This window comes from Shewanella canadensis, assembly GCF_003966225.1.
Taxonomy (GTDB): domain Bacteria; phylum Pseudomonadota; class Gammaproteobacteria; order Enterobacterales; family Shewanellaceae; genus Shewanella; species Shewanella canadensis.
The window spans coordinates 340237-357371 of the sequence record NZ_RXNU01000001.1 but is presented as its reverse complement, the minus strand read 5'-3'; the positions used below and the strand labels follow the sequence as shown (position 1 = coordinate 357371).

Below are 17135 nucleotides of genomic sequence, written 5' to 3'. Positions count from 1 at the left end.
AACTCTGTTGGAACAACAATAACCTATTAAACTATGGCAATAACGGCACATCGAATCCGTAACCAGCCAGGATCTTCTGCCCCTCTTCAGAAAGTATATACATCGCCAAATCAGAAGCTTCGCTCTTATCCCCATTCAGCACCATAAGGCCATAGTTAGCACCAACCGAGAGGGCCTTGGGAACCGAGATAATCTGTAGAGCAGGCACCTCTTTTTGTGCCAATACTGCATTGGTGCAGTAAGTCAGAAAGATATCCGCACGCTTATTTGCCATCACCCAGCCATAAGGGTTTTTCCCTTCGGGGGCTTTAGCACTATCGGGGCCGCCCGTTAGCTGCAGCGCTTTATCTTGCAGAAGCGATGTCGCACCAGATGAGATTTTGTCAGCCTTAGCGAACAACTTCCAGGCATAATCACCTGCTGGATCGGCTTTAGGGGTAGAGGTACCCACTCTGACTTTCGGGTCGAGCAATTTACCTAACAGTGTTGCGCTATCGACAGCAACTTCAGGCTGCGCGATAGCGCAGAGTTTATTGCGGGCGAACATAACCACTGGGGCACCTTTTCCCGCCTCTCTCAAGGCTAAGGGATGCTTCATGTTTGCCGAAGCATACAGATCGACATGCTCACCCTGTTCGATACGTTTTCTTAATAAGCCCGATGGCGCAAACTGAGCCTCGACTTCAATAGGAGCCATTTTCTGATATTCGCCAATCAGCTCAGTCATCGCAGACTTTAAACTTCCCGCTGCCCTGAACTCTAACGGAGCACTGTTAACCACCAAAGGTGTCAATAGCAGTGTGGTCGCTATCCACTTATTCATTTTAATTTTCATCGTCACTATTCGCTTAAAACCCAAAATACTATCAAGCCATAAGGGCCAACCTGTCACAACAGTCGGTTGAGTTAACTTCTTCGAACTGAGAATTACCTCTCCGCTCTCTCGACGGTCAACGACAAAATGTCCAATTTCAGAGGAATCCGGAAGCAAAAAAAAGGCTGCCAATTAGCAGCCAGATCATTTCAGCTAAATACTAGCCTTGTGGTAATGGACTTAGCACGATTTCAACTCTGCGGTTTTGCGCTCGGCCTTCAGCCGTTGCATTAGTCGCAATGGGTCTTGATTCACCGAGACCTTCTGATTTCACTCTGCCATATTCGATCTTCTGAGCGACTAAGTAGTTCCCAACTTCGATAGCACGAATTTTCGATAGCCTTAAGTTGTATGACTCGGCCCCTGAACTGTCGGTATAACCAAGCACGTTCAACTGAGTTTGATCGTACTCTTTAGCCACCAAAGCGACACTGTTAAGTACTCTTTTCGCGCCTGAACTCAGATCGGTCTGATCCACACCAAACGTCACTTCATTTGGCATATTCAATACAATATTATCGCCACTGCGAGTCACACTCACACCGGTCGATTGAAGCTGTTTTCTTAATTCAGCCTCCTGAGTATCCATGTAGTAACCGATACCACCACCCAGTGCAGCACCCGATGCGGCGCCAATTAACGCGCCCTTACCACGATCGCTACGGCTCGATGAAGCAACGCCGATGGCTGCACCGGCAATGGCACCGATCAGCGCACCATTGGTCGCCTTGGCATTTTGACTCTCGTTGCTATAAGGGTTAGTCGTTTGACAACCGGCTAAAACCATTAATGAACACCCCAAAACAGCCTTCACAACAAAAGAATTTTTAGAAATAAGCATGTTTACTCCAAGCCTGCCCAGCAAATTATATTTAATTATTAAAAAGCAATAATAGTCATAAACCAGACACTCGCCGCATCCGGTTTATGACTAAAATCCAGATCACCATTGTCTCATATCGACAGGCTATTGCCAGCCATACCATTCGAGATATTAATGACGAAATACAAGATAGTTGGAGCCTAGCCAATTTACGATCAAGCCCGATAGCACTCCTAACGCCAGATAAATAGTGGCGGTAACCCCAGTGGGCGTGAGCAGCTCACTCAGCAGATAAAAAACAGTGAGATTCACTGACGCGGCACTGCAAGCGAGTATAACGGCCATCGCAAACTGTTGACCTTTATGTACCTTCTTTCGATGACTGAACGTAAATAATCGATTACCCAGCCAGGTTAACGTCAACGCCACACTAAAAGCGGCCAGTCTTGCAGTTAAAAGAGGCCATAGGAGTTGCTGAGACAGGTAGAGAAACAGCGACAAGTCGATAAGAAAGCTGACTCCGCCCACCAATAAAAACTTCAGCTGAACCAGAGTCAAGCCCGACCAGCGTTTTACGTAATCGAGCACTATGTACCACATAGGAACAAGCTCTTTTCTGGCGTATTCGCGGTATCGATACATTGAGAAAGTGCCACTAACTCTTCACGGTTTTCATTACCGACAACCAAATAGAAAGGGACACCTGCCACTTGGCGTAATTCAGCCTCACTGCTCAACAGTTTAGCTTTGCCCTGACTGTAGAATTTTGATGAAAAGCGATTGTTTTTCCAATAATAGGTCGCAATAGCCGGCGCTCTTTGAGCGAGCAACCACTTATCACTCTTCTCCTTTGCCGGGCCCAGATTGAGTACAATAACAGCCGCCAGTATTAACCCGCTGACTCCGAGCGCAATGGGCTCGAGCTTAGGGATTTTCTCACCACGCCATGCGTAAGCTAAGAGCAACCCCATACCGGGGATCCCGGGCAATACGTAGGCGGGTAGGATATTTCCGGCGAACGTGAATAAGATAAGTGGCGATAACATCCAGCAGATTAAGAACTTAGTTGTCTTATCGAAGCCGCATCCTGCTTGCCACAGGCGCCATAACGCCCTTGGAATAAACAGAGACCAGGGCAAGGCCGATACGACAAAGAATAACCAGATAGTGCCCCGGATTTCGTCATGAGCCGAACCATACAGATCTCCCTGCCAGCCGCTATCGACAAACCTCAGCCAATGCTCTCCGACAATAAAATACTGCAAGAAGCCCGGGGTCGCATGCTCTGCCATCAAGTACCAGGGTAGGCTAAGGAGTAACATTAGGGCACAGCCACCAAGGAGCGGCACTCTCTGATAAAGTAGTTTCCATGGTTTAACCGGACCGTATTGCCATATTAACCACGGCCCCACGGCCAGCCCCATCAAGACCAGAACAACCGGCCCCTTTGCCAACAGGCCAATACTTAAACCAACAAAGCCCACATAGCCCCAAACGGACCGGCCCTGCCAGCATAGATAGAAGCCGACCATAGCCAGAGTCATGCCTAACGTCAGCACCATATCGGTCATGACCGCGCCGGCACTGACATAAAAAACAACAGTCGTAGCAAGCAAGATGGCGACTTGCACAGCCGAAACCTTTATCTGTTTCGCAAAATAGCCAGTCAAAGTTAATACCGCGACGGCAGCCAGCCAATGGGGAAAGCGTACCGCAAACTCCGATATACCAAATAGCTCGATACCCAGTGCACTCATCCAGGTATGCAACGGCGGCTTCCCCCAAAAGGGGACACCGTAATCGAATAGCGGTGTAAGCCAGTTACCTGTCTCCACCATTAACCTGGCCATCTCACCGTACCTCGCCTCGGTGGTATCCATCAGAGGATAAAAAGCGAGAGACACCAGACGCACACACAAAACAGTAACCAAAACGCCCAGAGAATATTGCCCCAGAGATAGGGATTTTAATCTATTGATCATCGCGTCGACTCCAGGTAGCGAACATTCTCACCCACCTCAGCATGACTCACACTGGTACGTGTGCTTTGCTGCTGCTCGACCTCGCGAATAAGGTATATTGGCCGCTGTTTTACTTCCATAAATACTCGACCTAAATACTCACCAATCAAACCCAGAGCCAATAGCTGAACCCCGGCCAGAGCCACCTGCACTATCATCAATGATGGATAACCAGCCACCTCACCGCCCCATAATACCGTCTTCAAAAATACCCAACCACCGTAGGTAAATGCTGAGAAGGCGGTGAGTAGACCGGCCCAAGTCGCCAACCTCAATGGCTTGATACTAAATGAGGTGATGCCATCCATCGCTAAACCGATAAGCTTGCTGTAATTCCATTTAGTCTCTCCGAGATGGCGGGGATCACGATCGAACAGTATCTCGGTCTGAGAGAACCCCGGCCAGCTCAGGATCCCTTTCATGAATCGATTTCTTTCGGGTAATTCGTTGATACTGTCTACTACCTGACGGCTTATCAGCCTAAAATCTCCGACATTCTCCGGAACGGGCGACTCAGCCATACTATTGATCACCCTATAAAAGGCGGCAGCAGACAGACGCTTAAACCAGGATTCCCCCAAGCGTTTCCTGCGCTTCATATTGACAACATCGAAGCCCTCCCTCCAAGCCTGCAACATCTGAGGGATCAACTCCGGAGGGTCCTGAAGGTCGGCATCGAGCAGGATAACCGCCAACCCCCTTGCCTGCTCTAATCCTGCGGTCATAGCCGCCTCTTTACCAAAATTTCGACTCAGACGAATGCACTGATGTTCACTTGATGAGACGGGTAACTGCTGCAGTAGATCCCAGGTCTTATCGCTACTCCCATCATCTATAAATACGATCTCAGAGGACTCGGGGATACTCGATAACACTTGGCTTAAACGGGAAAAGAGTGGCTGAAGCATTTCAGCCTCGTTGTACATAGGAATAAGAATAGAGAGACAAATCTGACCATCACCGCGATTTGTTGACGTTGGCTGTGCCATACTAAGAAACCTTCAATAAACAGAAAACTGAGGCAAACATACAGCTAACTATGTGAATTTATTATCATCGACATTTCTTCTACAAAATCGTGTAATAATTAGCTTCTATCGTTAATCAGAGGAACAGATGGCTTTAACACAACTACTCATTGTCGAAGACAACCCGGATGTGGCAGGTATACTTGCCGACTTTTTTGAATCCCAGGGAACAGAGGTCGATTTTGCGGCTAATGGTGAGCTAGGCTATAAGCTCGCACTCGATGGATGTTTCGATCTAATAATCTTAGATCTTATGCTGCCCAAGATGGATGGTTTAACCGTAGCCAAAAAGTTACGACAAATGGGCTGCACCACACCTATCCTCATGTTAACGGCTCTGGATGATAAGCAAGATCTTTTAAATGGTTTTGCCTCAGGCGCCGATGACTACCTGGCAAAACCCTTCGACTTAGATGTGCTCAACGCCAGAGTAACGGCCTTAATTAACCGGCATCAGGGGAAAGTCGCCCGAGGTGTACTTAAATATGGCTCTCTTGAACTCGATACCGCAAAGCATCAAGTCTATCGCGGTGGTAAAAAGCTCGCGCTCACACCAGCCTGTTATCAAATTTTGCATTATCTTATGCATAAAGCACCCAATATCGTAAAACGAGAAGAGCTTATCGATGAGCTGTGGGGCGACACTCCGCCGAGTAATGATATTTTACGCAGCCATATGTATCAGCTGCGAAATCAGCTCGATAAACCTTTCGAAACCCCCATACTGATCACCGTACCTAAGATAGGTTTTAAACTTGAGCTAACGAGCAACTGATGTTGAACTCCCTCACGAAAAGAAGTCCAGCTAATACAATGACAAGCAAACTTAGCCTCTATTTTGCCTTCATTGCCATAGTCGTAGGGGCTACCCTCTTTGTGCTCAGTCAATCAATGCTGTATTGGTTGGAGGATGAGTTAAACCGCAGAACATTACAGCAAAGTGCCGGTACGGCAATCGTTCAATTCAAGCATGAGGCTAAATCCCCGTTAATTATCACAACCAGTATCCGGGCCTATAATCGCGTTCAGGATCTACCGGAAAAATACCGAGCCTTAGCTCAGTACCCTATCGGTTTTCTCGATGAGATCCAGAACAGCGATTTCAATGATCTTTTTCTTTACCGCAGTGAGTACATTCAAGATGGTGAACGCTTTCCCTTACTGATAGTCATGAATGCCGAACATGTCGAATTATCTCCAACCGAATGGCGCAGCATTAACCTGATATCCATCATCGTCATGTTGGTGCTTTTTTTGCTGTTTGGCTACGCTATCATCAAGCTCACCCGCAGATTGATAACGCCCATAACCCAGCTGAGTCAACAACTAAAATCCACCGATCCCAATAGCCACTTCTCAGTGCCAAGCGACTCGGCCACCGAGTTTAATGAATTAGCGGATAGCCTTAACCGTTACCGCCAACAAAATGAGAAGTTAATTCGACAGGAACAGGCCTTCGCCAGATATGCCAGCCATGAATTAAGAACCCCTCTCACCGTCATTCAGGGGGCGACCTGGTTACTTAAGCAAAAATCTGAACCCGAATATCAGACAAGGCAGAGAGATAGAATAGCTAAAGCTGCGACGGATATGCAGCATACCATTGAGGCTTTATTGAGTCTGGTAAAACAGGAACAAGCGAAAGAGAACGTCACACTCAGAACCATTAACCGCAGGGAGCTCGAGCACATCATAGAGTACGTACAACCTCTGGCAGAGAGTAAAGGCCTGAGCATTACGCTGCAGATGCAGTGCGAACCTAAGATCCTGCCAAGTGAGTCAGTGCTACGAATGTTACTGACAAATTTACTCAACAACGCCATCAATGCCAGCGATGCAGGTGTTATAGCCATAGAGGTTGATCAAGATTGTATTCGAATCACCGACCATGGCACCGGACTCAATGAGTCCGAGCTATCCTCGGAGGGGCACGGTTTGGGGTTATTGATTGTCGATGCACTATGTCAACGATACGATTGGGAGTTTAACTTGAGCCCGGCTCCGGAAACGGGTTGTATCGCAACGCTCAGGTTTGCCCAATAGATTCAAATGAAAAACGAGCCATCTGGCTCGTTTCTATTCGGTATTAAGCTGACAGCTCCGGGTTTATCCTTGACGGCTGAATCGACAAAATTGTATCTGCACCTCTTCGCCTTAAACTTGAGTACAGGAGTAAAGTGGGTACTTTCCGGCTCTAACCCTGACGGGTGAAGCGATAGGATTGTATCTGCACATCTTCCCCTTTGACCTGAGTAAAGGTGTCGACAAGAAACACATCTTTTCCGGCAAAGCGCAGTTCGACCCGCATGTTATGACGTTCATCACCCGATAGGGTCTGCCCTTTTACACCGACAGGATAATAACTATATCTTTGATTGTTAGCCTGATATTCGCCAGAGAAGCGCATCTTGTCATTATTACTGAAATCCGTCTCTAAGCTATAACCGGCTGCGGGGGTAAAGCCCAGTTGGATCTGGCCGGTTAACTCATGGGAGATACCATCGACACTGAGCTTCTCAAAATTCAACTGAGCCGTTGTTGTTTTAGCCAGGCTCCCTTTGGCAACACCGGTGGCCTCGATACGCTTTCCGTCCTCGGTCAATGCCCAGATATTAATCTGCCAATCACCGGTAAAGTCATCTAACTTATCCCAATTTTGCGGCACGTTTGTCGCTTGTGCCGATGGGTCAGACATATTACCCAAGCCATTGATGTTAATGTTCTTGTTACCATTTTCATTACGGTGATCTTCCCGATCATTTTGATAATCTGCCGCGGCACCTGCAGCGCCACCAGCAGCGGCTCCCACCATAGCGCCTTTAGCAGCCAGACTCGCATCACCGGTGGCGGCACCTAAGGCTAAACCTAAGATTGCGCCACCAGCGGCGCCGGTTCTCAATCCACGATTGCGGTCTTGCTCTGTATTTTCGCCATCGGAGGTACTCGCACAGCCACTGAGGAGTGAAACGCACAATGCAGCAAGTAAGGTTTTTCTCATGTTTGTCATAGTGTGTTCCTCAGTAAAAAGCGTTACATTACAGGTCAGTCAGTAAGGCTATTTAATCAGATTGATTAAATTTACATCAGGGCATGGCTCCGAAAAAAAAATAACCTCATGCCTAGGGCGAATGCGCTGATGTGGAACGAAAGAGGGTGATATGACCAGAGAGCAATTTTCAGGAATAGACGAGTACCTCTTAAAAAGGCGATCTCAGAGGGGGTTATCCCAAGAGGGGCTGGCACTCGAGTTGCAATCTTACAGTGAACTGTTTGCGGATATTGACTCTCTCGCCATCAGTCGTTGGGAGCGAGGTAAGGTCAGTCCCAACATTCGACGTCAGATTGCCTTGATGGAATTCTTTGCAGATGAAGCGCACCTGCTGTTATCTAACCCTGAATTTGAATTAAAGCAGCTACCTACGATGTCTGCTTTTCAAAAGATGTTAGATCAACAGACCAGCTACAACCATGTGATGGGAGCCCACCCCTATATTCCGTGCGACAACATCAATTTCGACAAGATAAATAAGCACGCAGACAATGCCGACCAGATGATACGCTGGATATGCCACTACCATAGTAACCTCACCCGTCAGCGTGAAAATTGGAACCCCGATTTTATCACTCCACTAGTGAATCACGCCTCTACCGAGGTGACCTTCTATCAGGTCGACGGAGTGCTTATAGGTCATATCATTCTGTTAAGGATCAGCCCTCACACCTTAAACTTGCTGCTGACGGGTCAGTTAGGTGACTGCGAACTCACACCGGAACATTTGCTCGATAGCGATCAGGCGGCCTCGACTTACATACTCAGCGCTTATCTTGGCGGACGGCATATCGCCGAGGACTACCTCACTCACCTGTTATTGAGCCTTATCGAAAACCCGTTAACCCAGGCATTAGGTTACCGGGCAAGATCTGACATAGGGATCAAGTTAATGGATTTTCTCACAGGTATACGGGTTGCCACCGGGGACCCCCTCACCGATAGACTCGATGGCGCCAGATACAATGGCAAACGATATACTTATGTCTCTTTTTCCATACAAAGAGAGGACCTACTCTCAAGCCCCTTGATGCTCAACCTGATGCGTAACTCCAATGAAGCGGAAAAAGTGTAAGAGTAACGGTAAGGCAAATAAAAAGCAGAGTAGGTACTCTGCTTTAGCACCGACTGCTTTAATCCCTATTGCTTTTGATCCCTATTAAAAGAGTGACAACTGATAGCCTAAAGGCATAGAGGTATCTTTAATCAGCGCCATCGAGTAGTTTCCTCCCCCCTCTAAGCTCAGTAGCTCAGATTGATAAAGCAAGGTCAAATCATCATTGTCGTCTTGCTGCACGACGCTTATCTCATACTCTCCGGACGGTATGGTCAGCGAATTCAATTCGGCAAAGTCAGCATCATCTATCTTATATTCTGCCGATTCAATGGTTTCACTGGAACGAACAAAATAAACGGTGAGATCCTCGAACTCATGCACCAGATTAGCAAAATGCATTTGATACTCAAATGCCCTCGGTCTGAGATCATGGGTTAAGGTCATGCCTCTCACCCCCCCGGCCTCATCCTGATAGACAAAAATTGTTCTGCTTTCGTCCTGATTAAAGGTCACCAATAGGTTGTTAGCCAATATCTCGCCTGAGTCACTTTGCTGAATTTGCACGGCGTAATCATCAAAATCTATCTCTTTAAACACAGAGACCTTCCCCACTCCAATACCATTCACCTGGATGGCACCTAGATGGTTAGTCATCTCGGCATCGATGCTACCTTGCTCACTCAACCCGTTAAACAGCCTAAACTCGGCGTGTGCATCAACATTGGCATAGGTCACAGGAGATGACGTCGAGTCGACACTATCTATGGTGATGTTTGGCGTGCCGGGGCCGAAACTTTCCCGGATAATCAACTTATAGACGGTGTTAGTCGATAACGACATGCTTGCTGTTGTGTATATCGGCTCCATAGAGTCCGGCTCAGTCAGATAAAGGATATAATCGCCCGTATCAAATATCACCGCATCTGAATGCTCCCTGTAATTCACCTCCCCAATTAGCGTCGCATCAATAAATTCACGACCATAGAGACCAATATACACATCAAACCCGGCACTATTCATCGCGGTATGGGCCACCAAAAGCTGCATCTTGCTATAGTCTTCATCTTCATCGCTGTTTAACTCATCCATCTCCTCTCTTTGATAGTTAATATCGATAAATTCGGGTGAGTGGTAATCACCCACCAACATAAACAGATGCTCCTCATCATTCCCCAGGTTCAGGCTCTGCTCATAAACGGTCTGATCGTCACCTAACTCATCATTACCAACAATGGCCAACTCGACGCTACCTGTCGAATATGAGTATCTGGCCATAGAATCGGCAAAGTCCACCTCGGTATATTCATACTCATCCATCGATAGTCGCGCCGAGGTACTGTTAGATGAAGCATTGTAAAATTGAATGTAACTCATGTCGGAGGAGCTATCCTCATCATCACTGCTACACGCCGTCATCCCCAACAATGCACCGGATAGAATGAGCGCCTGCCATAAAAAAGATTTTTTCAAAATAAACTCCCTTTGATTACCAATTGTTATAACCATTTACATGGTTGCTACTTATGACAAAAAATAGGCGTCAAGAACTGTAAGCTTGAGTAATAGAAGGTAATTAAATTTATAGGTTTGTGATTAAGGGAATGGAAAGGTAAACAGAAGCATAAACAGCGCCTCCCGGCGCTGCTCTATGTTATCTCTAGAGGTATGTTTGTTTCGTAAAGGTGGTTACTTATAAAAAGTTAATTATAGAAAGGCTCTATAACCAAGGATGCCCCTAACCTGAAATAAGTACCTTAAATTGGCTTAACAACTTCTTGTCATCCTGACGCCCGTACTTAATTAAGATGTCATCTTTGCCATCGCCATTAAGGTCGTCACTGGACAACATATTTCCCTCTTGTGGCAACAGGGTATTAAATTCCTCACTGCGACGCTTAAATAGCTTCCCGCCAGTATCACCCAAGTAAACTTTTAATCTATCCTGACCATCCGAAAGTAGGAGGTCCTGTAATTTATCCCCGTTAATATCGGCAAGCTTAACCACGGGGCTACCACTTTGACCCGATGTGAGACTAAAACTTAGCTCAACCTCTTTGGATACATTGGGCATAGCCGGGAAAAGACTGTCCTTGCCCATCTTAAGCAGATACACATCCTGATCGATACTACCCGATACCAGCGCACCGATGATCTGTGTCAAACCAATATCGAATCCGGCCACCATCACCTCAAGCTTGTCATCATTATCGATATCGATAAACTCCAAACCCGTTAATGTCCCCTCCGCGCGCACAACACTGTTCGCCTTGGCCGGAAAAACCAGCTTGCCCTTGAGCTTTTCACCGAGAAAGACTTCATAATCATTGACTCTATCCAGTACACCAGAACTCTTAGTGTATCTAAGTACAAGATCGGTAATGCCATCATTATTGATGTCTCTGACCTCCTCCACCTTCCTGTATATCAAGGAGCTTTGATCTAACGACTCACCAAAAGCATCACGCTTATTCCACCAATCGACACCACTGATCGCTTGTCTGACGGGGATATAGCTAGCCAAGGTGTTAAACATGCCGGTTTCATTTTGCGGGTACACCTCCAACTCACCTTCGGCAATCTTAATGATATCTTTGCGACCATCAAGATTGGCATCGCTGATATAGAGCTTAGACTCGATATACTCGGCGCCATGCTTGTTCACTTTAACCTGTGGAGTTATCGGCAAGGTCTGCTCTTCAAACCCTCCCTCAGCCTTCGCTATCAGAAGCCTGACCTGTGAAAAATCGCTAACCAGAATATCGGCAAGCTTATCGCCGTTAAGATCCCGCACGAACTCGCCTCGACGGATGAAATCCGGACGTTTCTTTAGCGTAATAGAGTTAATCTCTGTAATCACATCGAAAGGGGCTAAACTATTCTCGGGCACATACTGAACAATATGCTCACTGGACAAAAAATAGAGTCCCTGTTTTGTCTGGCCGTTATCACTCTCATCGCTGATATCGAAAGAGTAGAACGAAGGTGGCAGTAGCAGTTTTTGATATAGGCTATAACGTTGATTGTCGGTATTTAATGTGTAAATACCTAACCACTTTTGCAGGTTGTCATCCACGCCGAAGGTAACCAGCTCTTTCCCGGGAGAGGGCAAGAGATCGACGGGCAGCACTGGGTGAGTAAGATTGAACGGCGCCTGAATGGTGTGCTCTTCTATACTAACAGGTTTATCTCTATCGGCAGCGATAGCGCCCGATGAGGCCAACAGAGCCGTTAAGCCTGCCAGAGCCAAGTATGTAAATCCTTTTTTCTCACTTCCCATTAACCACACACTCCCCACTAATGTTGGATACGAATCAATTTCATCTCCATGACTAATCTATCGACTTTGAAGAAAAAAGGAAGCTCGGTTAACGGACTGTTACAAACTAACTCGATGGGATAGAGAGTAAGAGGCGGTAAACAGCGTCATCACTATCGCCACTCCATTACTCAATCAAAGAACAAAAAAACTATAACCTTTTTGTTACAAAAAATTATATTTATCAGCCTATTAATAAGCGAATTAAGTTCTAGAAAGATTGATATGCGAAGTGATCTGGGTCACATACCCCCAGCCATTTCAATGAGAGAATTGCCGCCTTTTTCTACCCTAAATCATCTCAGACTAATTTTATATGCACTCCACTGACACCAGTAAGGTACGTTCATCCATTCAGGGTAACTCCCTTGCGGCTTTCTCCTTTCTTTTATGGGGATTAATGCCGCTTTATTATCAATACCTACCCGGTGCAGATATCAATGAGATGTTGGCATTTCGAATCTTGTTTTCCGTGCCCTTTATGGCATTGGTCTTCCTACTCTTGCGCCGAAAAATGCCTTCGATAAAGCTTGTGATGTCTGATAAGCGCTCCCTCGCCCTGTGTGGATTAGCTACGCTTATCATGTGCGTCTCTTGGTATAGTTTCACTTGGGCCATCACCCATGGTCAGGTATTAGCGGCGAGTTTAGGCTTCTTTATCAATCCCCTCTTTGCCATAGGCTTAGGCGTTATTTTTCTCAAAGATAAGCTCACTTCGGCACAAAAAGCCGCCGTCATGCTCGGAACTGCCGGTATCGGCTACATGGTATATAGCTATGGAGAGCTGCCTTGGTTGGCACTTAGCATGGGGGGATTTTTCGCCCTCTATGGGCTATGTAAAAAGTTTATACGTTTCGACTCACTGACATCGGTGACTGTAGAAGCCATGCTTTTAATGCCATTTGCAGCACTCTACATTATTTGGTTATGGGTATCAGATCAGAGCGTGGCACTCGGCGGAGAGCTATCTCAGTTGCTGCTCTATATGGGTACGGCGCCGGTCACCCTGTTACCGCTTATCTTCTTCGCCTTAGCCATCAGCCGTACCAGCCTGTCTATGATAGGCCTGATGCAATATATCGAACCCAGCATGCACTTTCTATTAGCCGTACTCCTGTTTAATGAACACTTCGATCAGGTAAAAGTAGTGAGTTTTGCATTAATCTGGACGGGATTACTTCTCTGCTCTCTGGAGGCTTTACCCGCCTTGAAGCAGCGAATATTTACCCATAGGCGGCATAATTAATAGCTATCGGTATCAGTACCTTTCGGTCTTTCCCTTTGCTATTTGGTAGCAAGAGTTACTTTATCTGAACTGAGATTAAATACCAATAGCACTAAATATCTGACCATTCAGCGGGAGCTCAAAGCTCTGTAGGCAAGTTGGATGTTTGAAGCTAATAGTTATTCTATATCGAAAGCATTCAACGCAGCATAAAGTGCTTTGCCCTTTGCTTTAAACATCAGTCGCACTACGTGAGCTCCTCAGGATTTCCACTTCTGCTTTGCATTGCCTTAAAAGGGAGCAGCCATTTCTTCATCAATGCGCCTTAAATTGAAAAATCTGAGGGGCTCTGAATTGACTACATATTTAATGCAGTTGGTATAAGATCTCAGTGACAATCCTGCGACTGAAGATGACCGACAGGTGTAGCACGATAAAGAACTTTTTGTTTTCAGCAACCGGCCAATAAGAACTTGAACTCGGCACTATGGTGAAATCTATCGGGGTCCAATATGAGAAGACATTGACCCCCTGCAAGCTGACTTCATCGGCATCGAGAGATCGCAGCAATGCGCTGTTAGGCCTAAGCTGTTTCATCCCTTTCGATGGGTAGGGAAGATAAGCCCAGTAGCTGCCCCGATGAGGCGTCGATAGGGTAAAAAAGTTTACCGTTCGACAAGCCCCACCCAACATCTGCAGATAGTGGCGGGCGACGATTCCCCCCATACTAAAACCAACCAGAGTAATCGGCTCCTTATCTCCGAAACGCTCCTCTATCTGCTGCTTCAGACTCGCACTGGCGTACTCGATGCCGTGACGACCATCCAGCGGGGCAAGTGTCGGCGTGAAACACTCATAGCCCCGGGCCTCGAACTGACGTTTCATCCAGCGAAGCACACGGCCCGTATTAAAGATCCCATGTACCAATACTATTTTCATAGTCCCTACTCTTTAGGTTTTTCACCATACAAAGCCTGATTTCGCCACTTGTTGAGGATTAACCCTCCAGCTAAAACCAGTCTAGGTTATTTATCGGCTAATGTTTGGTATCATGCGCGCATATATACCATATATACACTACATGCCTGCTATCCCCGGCACTTAATACGAGCATACTAACCATGTCGATTCCATCTCTACTCGCCAGCGCTTTAGAAAAGCGTCAAGACCTCTTAGCCCAAGTTAAGGCAGACAATACCGATTGTTTTCGGGTATTTCATGGCACAGTCGAGGGCATCAATGGCTTAAACATAGACAGATATGGCGATGCATGGCTGATCCAAACTTTTCATCAGACACTTAATGAGGATGAACTCGAACAGATCCAGGCCTCCCTTGTGCAATTAGCCGATCTGCCGATCGTCTATAACGACCGCTCGAATAAAAACTCACGAGTGCTCAATAATCTGGACGCTGAAACAGAGGCCTTTGCTCAATCGGATCAAGTGATGCAGGAAAACGGCATCAAGTTCACCACTAAACTCCGTCACGAGGGACAAGATCCTCTGCTGTTTCTGGATATGCGTGTCGGCCGGGAATTTGTTAAGGCCAACAGTCAGAACAAAACGGTACTCAACCTATTCTCATATACCTGCGGTATCGGTACTGCCGCCGCAGTCGGCGGCGCAAAACGCGTCGTCAACATAGACTTCTCCTCATTTGCACTGGCTGCCGGCAAGAAAAATGCCGAGCTCAATAATGTCGCCCAAGTGTGTGAATTTATCCAGAGCGATGCATTCCCGGCGCTGCGCCAACTTGCCGGACTCAAGGTCGGGGGACGACGTAATCAGAAGTTGCCCGCTTACCCTAAGCTATCGGCCACTCAATTCGATCTGGTCTTTCTCGACCCGCCTCGTTTTGCCAAGAGCCCGTTCGGCACAGTGGATCTGATCAACGATTACCAAAGCCTGTTCAAACCTGCACTTTTAACCACTAAGAAGGGTGGCACCATAGTCTGTTGTAACAATGTGGCTAAGGTCGAACGTGATACCTGGTTTAATGCATTGGTCCGCTGCGTCGAGAAACAGGGCCGCACCGTCACCAGCCACACCTGGCTCAACTGCCATGAAGATTTCCCATCGTTTGACGGCAACCATCCACTAAAAATGGTTGCTCTTGAGATCGAATAATAAGAGTAAAGACCGAAGAGGGAAATGACTTTCCCTCTCCGATGCGACGGTAATCACCCACTGAAAATGGTCGCTTTAACCATTGATTAAACTCGGTGAAACTAAGCCTAGGCTTTAGCAACCTAGGCTCGCAGTTTTACATGCCGCCCATAGTTAGTTTGGCTGGATCTAATAACCTCTCAAGCTCCTCACGAGAGATGTCAGTCTCTTCCTCGGCGACATCTAATACGGCTCGGCCTTCTTTATAGGCTTTCTTGGCGATTTCAGCGGCCTTTGCGTATCCAATGATAGGGTTCAAGGCGGTCACTAAAATCGGATTTCGCGCCAAGGCCTTCTTCAGCTGCAGCTCATTGACTGTAAAGGTCGCTATGGCCTTATCCGCCAGTAGATAACTGACATTGGCCAACAAATTGATGCTTGAGAGCAGGTTGTCGGCGATCATGGGCAGCATGACATTCAGTTCAAAATTTCCCGCCTGACCACCCACTGTAATGGCGCTATCGTTGCCTATGACTTGCGCGGCAACCATAGTGACGGCTTCCGGGATCACAGGATTAACCTTACCCGGCATGATCGATGAACCAGGTTGTAGGGCTTGCAGCTCGATCTCGCCCAATCCGGCCAGGGGCCCTGAGTTCATCCAACGTAGATCGTTAGCTATCTTCATCATAGATACGGCAGTAGTTTTCAGCTGTCCTGATAATGAAACGGCAATATCTTGGGTGCCGATATGACTGAAAAAATTGCTGGCGGGCGTGAATGCAAGGCCCGTAGCCTGACTAAGCTGGTGATTAAATTCGACAGCGAAATCCTCATGGGCATTTATCCCTGTGCCCACAGCCGTCCCTCCTTGGGCCAGGCTCCGTAATCTAGGCTTAACCCCGTCTATCAGATCGATATCCTGCTCTATCTGGCTCGCCCAACTCAGCAGGCTCTGGCTCATCCGCACAGGCATGGCATCCATCAGATGGGTACGGCCGGTCTTGATATGATGATCGACTTCGCCGGCTTTTTGTTTGATCACTTTCAGCAGATGTTCCAGTGCAGGTAATAGACGGTTTTCAAGCTCGATGGCGGCACTGATATGAATACAGGATGGAATGATATCGTTGCTGCTCTGTCCATAATTTACATGGTCGTTGGCACCTACTGTTTGGTTAGCAATTTTAGACGCCAGAGTAGCCAATACTTCGTTAGCATTCATGTTCGAGCTGGTACCCGAACCGGTTTGAAACACATCCACGGGGAAATGCTGCATCATATTCTGATCGTTAAGCAGTCGATTCGCCGCGTCTGAGATACCGTCGGCCATATCTTGCGGTAACAGTGCTAATTTTGCATTAGCCTGAGCCGCGGCCGACTTAGCCATGAGTAAGGCACGTATAAATGCCTCAGGCATAGTCTTGCCACTGATGGGAAAGTTATTTACCGCTCGCTGTGTTTGGGCTCCATATAGTGCCGAAGTCGGCACCTGAAGCTCTCCCATACTGTCTCTTTCAATACGTGTGTTCATGATCTTCCTACCCATTATTTATGACATTCTGTCAGTCATGTCATCAGATAAAGTATCGGGCAGTAATCGCAACTCTGCCACATGAAGAGGCCAGGCAGAC

Annotated in this window: 15 protein-coding genes; 5 read left to right on the top strand and 10 right to left on the bottom strand. The window is 47.1% G+C overall.

The window, feature by feature from the left end:
* Positions 1-31 precede the first annotated feature (31 nt).
* From EKG38_RS01515 to EKG38_RS01495, 5 genes are all read right to left on the bottom strand, one after another.
* Complete coding sequence (locus EKG38_RS01515) at positions 32-823, bottom strand: molybdate ABC transporter substrate-binding protein (RefSeq protein WP_246033051.1); 792 nt, start codon at positions 821-823, stop codon at positions 32-34.
* 211 nt (positions 824-1034) lie between these two features.
* A complete protein-coding gene (locus EKG38_RS01510) occupies positions 1035-1715 on the bottom strand; it encodes a YiaD family glycine zipper/OmpA-like lipoprotein (protein ID WP_126518025.1) in 681 nt (226 codons plus the stop codon).
* Positions 1716-1868: 153 nt separating this feature from the next.
* Positions 1869-2297, bottom strand: coding sequence for a GtrA family protein (locus EKG38_RS01505; RefSeq protein ID WP_126518024.1), 429 nt, complete (start codon positions 2295-2297; stop codon positions 1869-1871).
* Entirely contained in the window at positions 2285-3679 is a 1395-nt protein-coding gene (locus tag EKG38_RS01500) for an ArnT family glycosyltransferase (RefSeq protein WP_126518022.1), read from the bottom strand. The genes EKG38_RS01505 and EKG38_RS01500 overlap by 13 nt, the downstream gene beginning before the upstream one ends.
* On the bottom strand, positions 3676-4707 hold the full coding sequence (locus EKG38_RS01495) for a glycosyltransferase family 2 protein (protein ID WP_126518020.1): 1032 nt from the start codon (positions 4705-4707) through the stop codon (positions 3676-3678). Before EKG38_RS01495 ends, EKG38_RS01500 begins: the two co-directional genes overlap by 4 nt.
* A gap of 127 nt (positions 4708-4834) precedes the next feature.
* On the opposite strand from EKG38_RS01495, the gene EKG38_RS01490 reads away from it, so the two are divergent.
* Positions 4835-5521, top strand: coding sequence for a response regulator transcription factor (locus EKG38_RS01490; RefSeq protein ID WP_012141060.1), 687 nt, complete (start codon positions 4835-4837; stop codon positions 5519-5521).
* A gap of 38 nt (positions 5522-5559) precedes the next feature.
* Entirely contained in the window at positions 5560-6789 is a 1230-nt protein-coding gene (locus tag EKG38_RS01485) for a sensor histidine kinase (protein ID WP_246033050.1), read from the top strand.
* Positions 6790-6940: 151 nt separating this feature from the next.
* On the opposite strand, the gene EKG38_RS01480 is transcribed toward EKG38_RS01485, so the two are convergent.
* Positions 6941-7753, bottom strand: coding sequence for a YMGG-like glycine zipper-containing protein (locus EKG38_RS01480; RefSeq protein ID WP_126518016.1), 813 nt, complete (start codon positions 7751-7753; stop codon positions 6941-6943).
* 151 nt (positions 7754-7904) lie between these two features.
* Between EKG38_RS01480 and EKG38_RS01475 the strand changes: the two genes are divergently transcribed.
* A complete protein-coding gene (locus EKG38_RS01475) occupies positions 7905-8870 on the top strand; it encodes a helix-turn-helix domain-containing protein (RefSeq protein WP_126518013.1) in 966 nt (321 codons plus the stop codon).
* A gap of 84 nt (positions 8871-8954) precedes the next feature.
* On the opposite strand, the gene EKG38_RS01470 is transcribed toward EKG38_RS01475, so the two are convergent.
* Complete coding sequence (locus tag EKG38_RS01470; protein ID WP_126518011.1) at positions 8955-10322, bottom strand: hypothetical protein; 1368 nt, start codon at positions 10320-10322, stop codon at positions 8955-8957.
* 265 nt (positions 10323-10587) lie between these two features.
* A complete protein-coding gene (locus EKG38_RS01465; protein ID WP_126518009.1) occupies positions 10588-12129 on the bottom strand; it encodes an FG-GAP repeat domain-containing protein in 1542 nt (513 codons plus the stop codon).
* Between the two features lie 355 nt (positions 12130-12484).
* Between EKG38_RS01465 and rarD the strand changes: the two genes are divergently transcribed.
* On the top strand, positions 12485-13414 hold the full coding sequence (rarD, locus tag EKG38_RS01460; RefSeq protein WP_126518007.1) for an EamA family transporter RarD: 930 nt from the start codon (positions 12485-12487) through the stop codon (positions 13412-13414).
* 345 nt (positions 13415-13759) lie between these two features.
* On the opposite strand, the gene EKG38_RS01455 is transcribed toward rarD, so the two are convergent.
* Positions 13760-14332 (bottom strand): esterase/lipase family protein, encoded by a 573-nt coding sequence (locus EKG38_RS01455; RefSeq protein WP_126518005.1) that lies wholly within the window; start codon positions 14330-14332, stop codon positions 13760-13762.
* Positions 14333-14514: 182 nt separating this feature from the next.
* On the opposite strand from EKG38_RS01455, the gene EKG38_RS01450 reads away from it, so the two are divergent.
* A complete protein-coding gene (locus EKG38_RS01450; protein ID WP_126518002.1) occupies positions 14515-15522 on the top strand; it encodes a class I SAM-dependent rRNA methyltransferase in 1008 nt (335 codons plus the stop codon).
* A gap of 136 nt (positions 15523-15658) precedes the next feature.
* On the opposite strand, the gene EKG38_RS01445 is transcribed toward EKG38_RS01450, so the two are convergent.
* Positions 15659-17038: a class II fumarate hydratase gene (locus EKG38_RS01445; protein ID WP_221767744.1), complete on the bottom strand. Its 1380-nt coding sequence runs from the start codon at positions 17036-17038 to the stop codon at positions 15659-15661.
* Positions 17039-17135 lie beyond the last annotated feature (97 nt).

Bases quoted from the DNA above. Each gene is read 5' to 3' on its own strand.
- EKG38_RS01480 (WP_126518016.1), bottom strand. From the start codon at position 7,753: ATGACAAACATGAGAAAAACCTTACTTGCTGCATTGTGCGTTTCACTC.
- EKG38_RS01510 (WP_126518025.1), bottom strand. From the start codon at position 1,715: ATGCTTATTTCTAAAAATTCTTTTGTTGTGAAGGCTGTTTTGGGGTGT.
- EKG38_RS01485 (WP_246033050.1), top strand. From the start codon at position 5,560: ATGACAAGCAAACTTAGCCTCTATTTTGCCTTCATTGCCATAGTCGTA.
- EKG38_RS01500 (WP_126518022.1), bottom strand. From the start codon at position 3,679: ATGATCAATAGATTAAAATCCCTATCTCTGGGGCAATATTCTCTGGGC.
- EKG38_RS01495 (WP_126518020.1), bottom strand. From the start codon at position 4,707: ATGGCACAGCCAACGTCAACAAATCGCGGTGATGGTCAGATTTGTCTC.
- EKG38_RS01465 (WP_126518009.1), bottom strand. From the start codon at position 12,129: ATGGGAAGTGAGAAAAAAGGATTTACATACTTGGCTCTGGCAGGCTTA.
- EKG38_RS01490 (WP_012141060.1), top strand. From the start codon at position 4,835: ATGGCTTTAACACAACTACTCATTGTCGAAGACAACCCGGATGTGGCA.
- EKG38_RS01450 (WP_126518002.1), top strand. From the start codon at position 14,515: ATGTCGATTCCATCTCTACTCGCCAGCGCTTTAGAAAAGCGTCAAGAC.
- EKG38_RS01505 (WP_126518024.1), bottom strand. From the start codon at position 2,297: ATGTGGTACATAGTGCTCGATTACGTAAAACGCTGGTCGGGCTTGACT.
- EKG38_RS01455 (WP_126518005.1), bottom strand. From the start codon at position 14,332: ATGAAAATAGTATTGGTACATGGGATCTTTAATACGGGCCGTGTGCTT.
- EKG38_RS01475 (WP_126518013.1), top strand. From the start codon at position 7,905: ATGACCAGAGAGCAATTTTCAGGAATAGACGAGTACCTCTTAAAAAGG.
- rarD (WP_126518007.1), top strand. From the start codon at position 12,485: ATGCACTCCACTGACACCAGTAAGGTACGTTCATCCATTCAGGGTAAC.
- EKG38_RS01515 (WP_246033051.1), bottom strand. From the start codon at position 823: ATGAATAAGTGGATAGCGACCACACTGCTATTGACACCTTTGGTGGTT.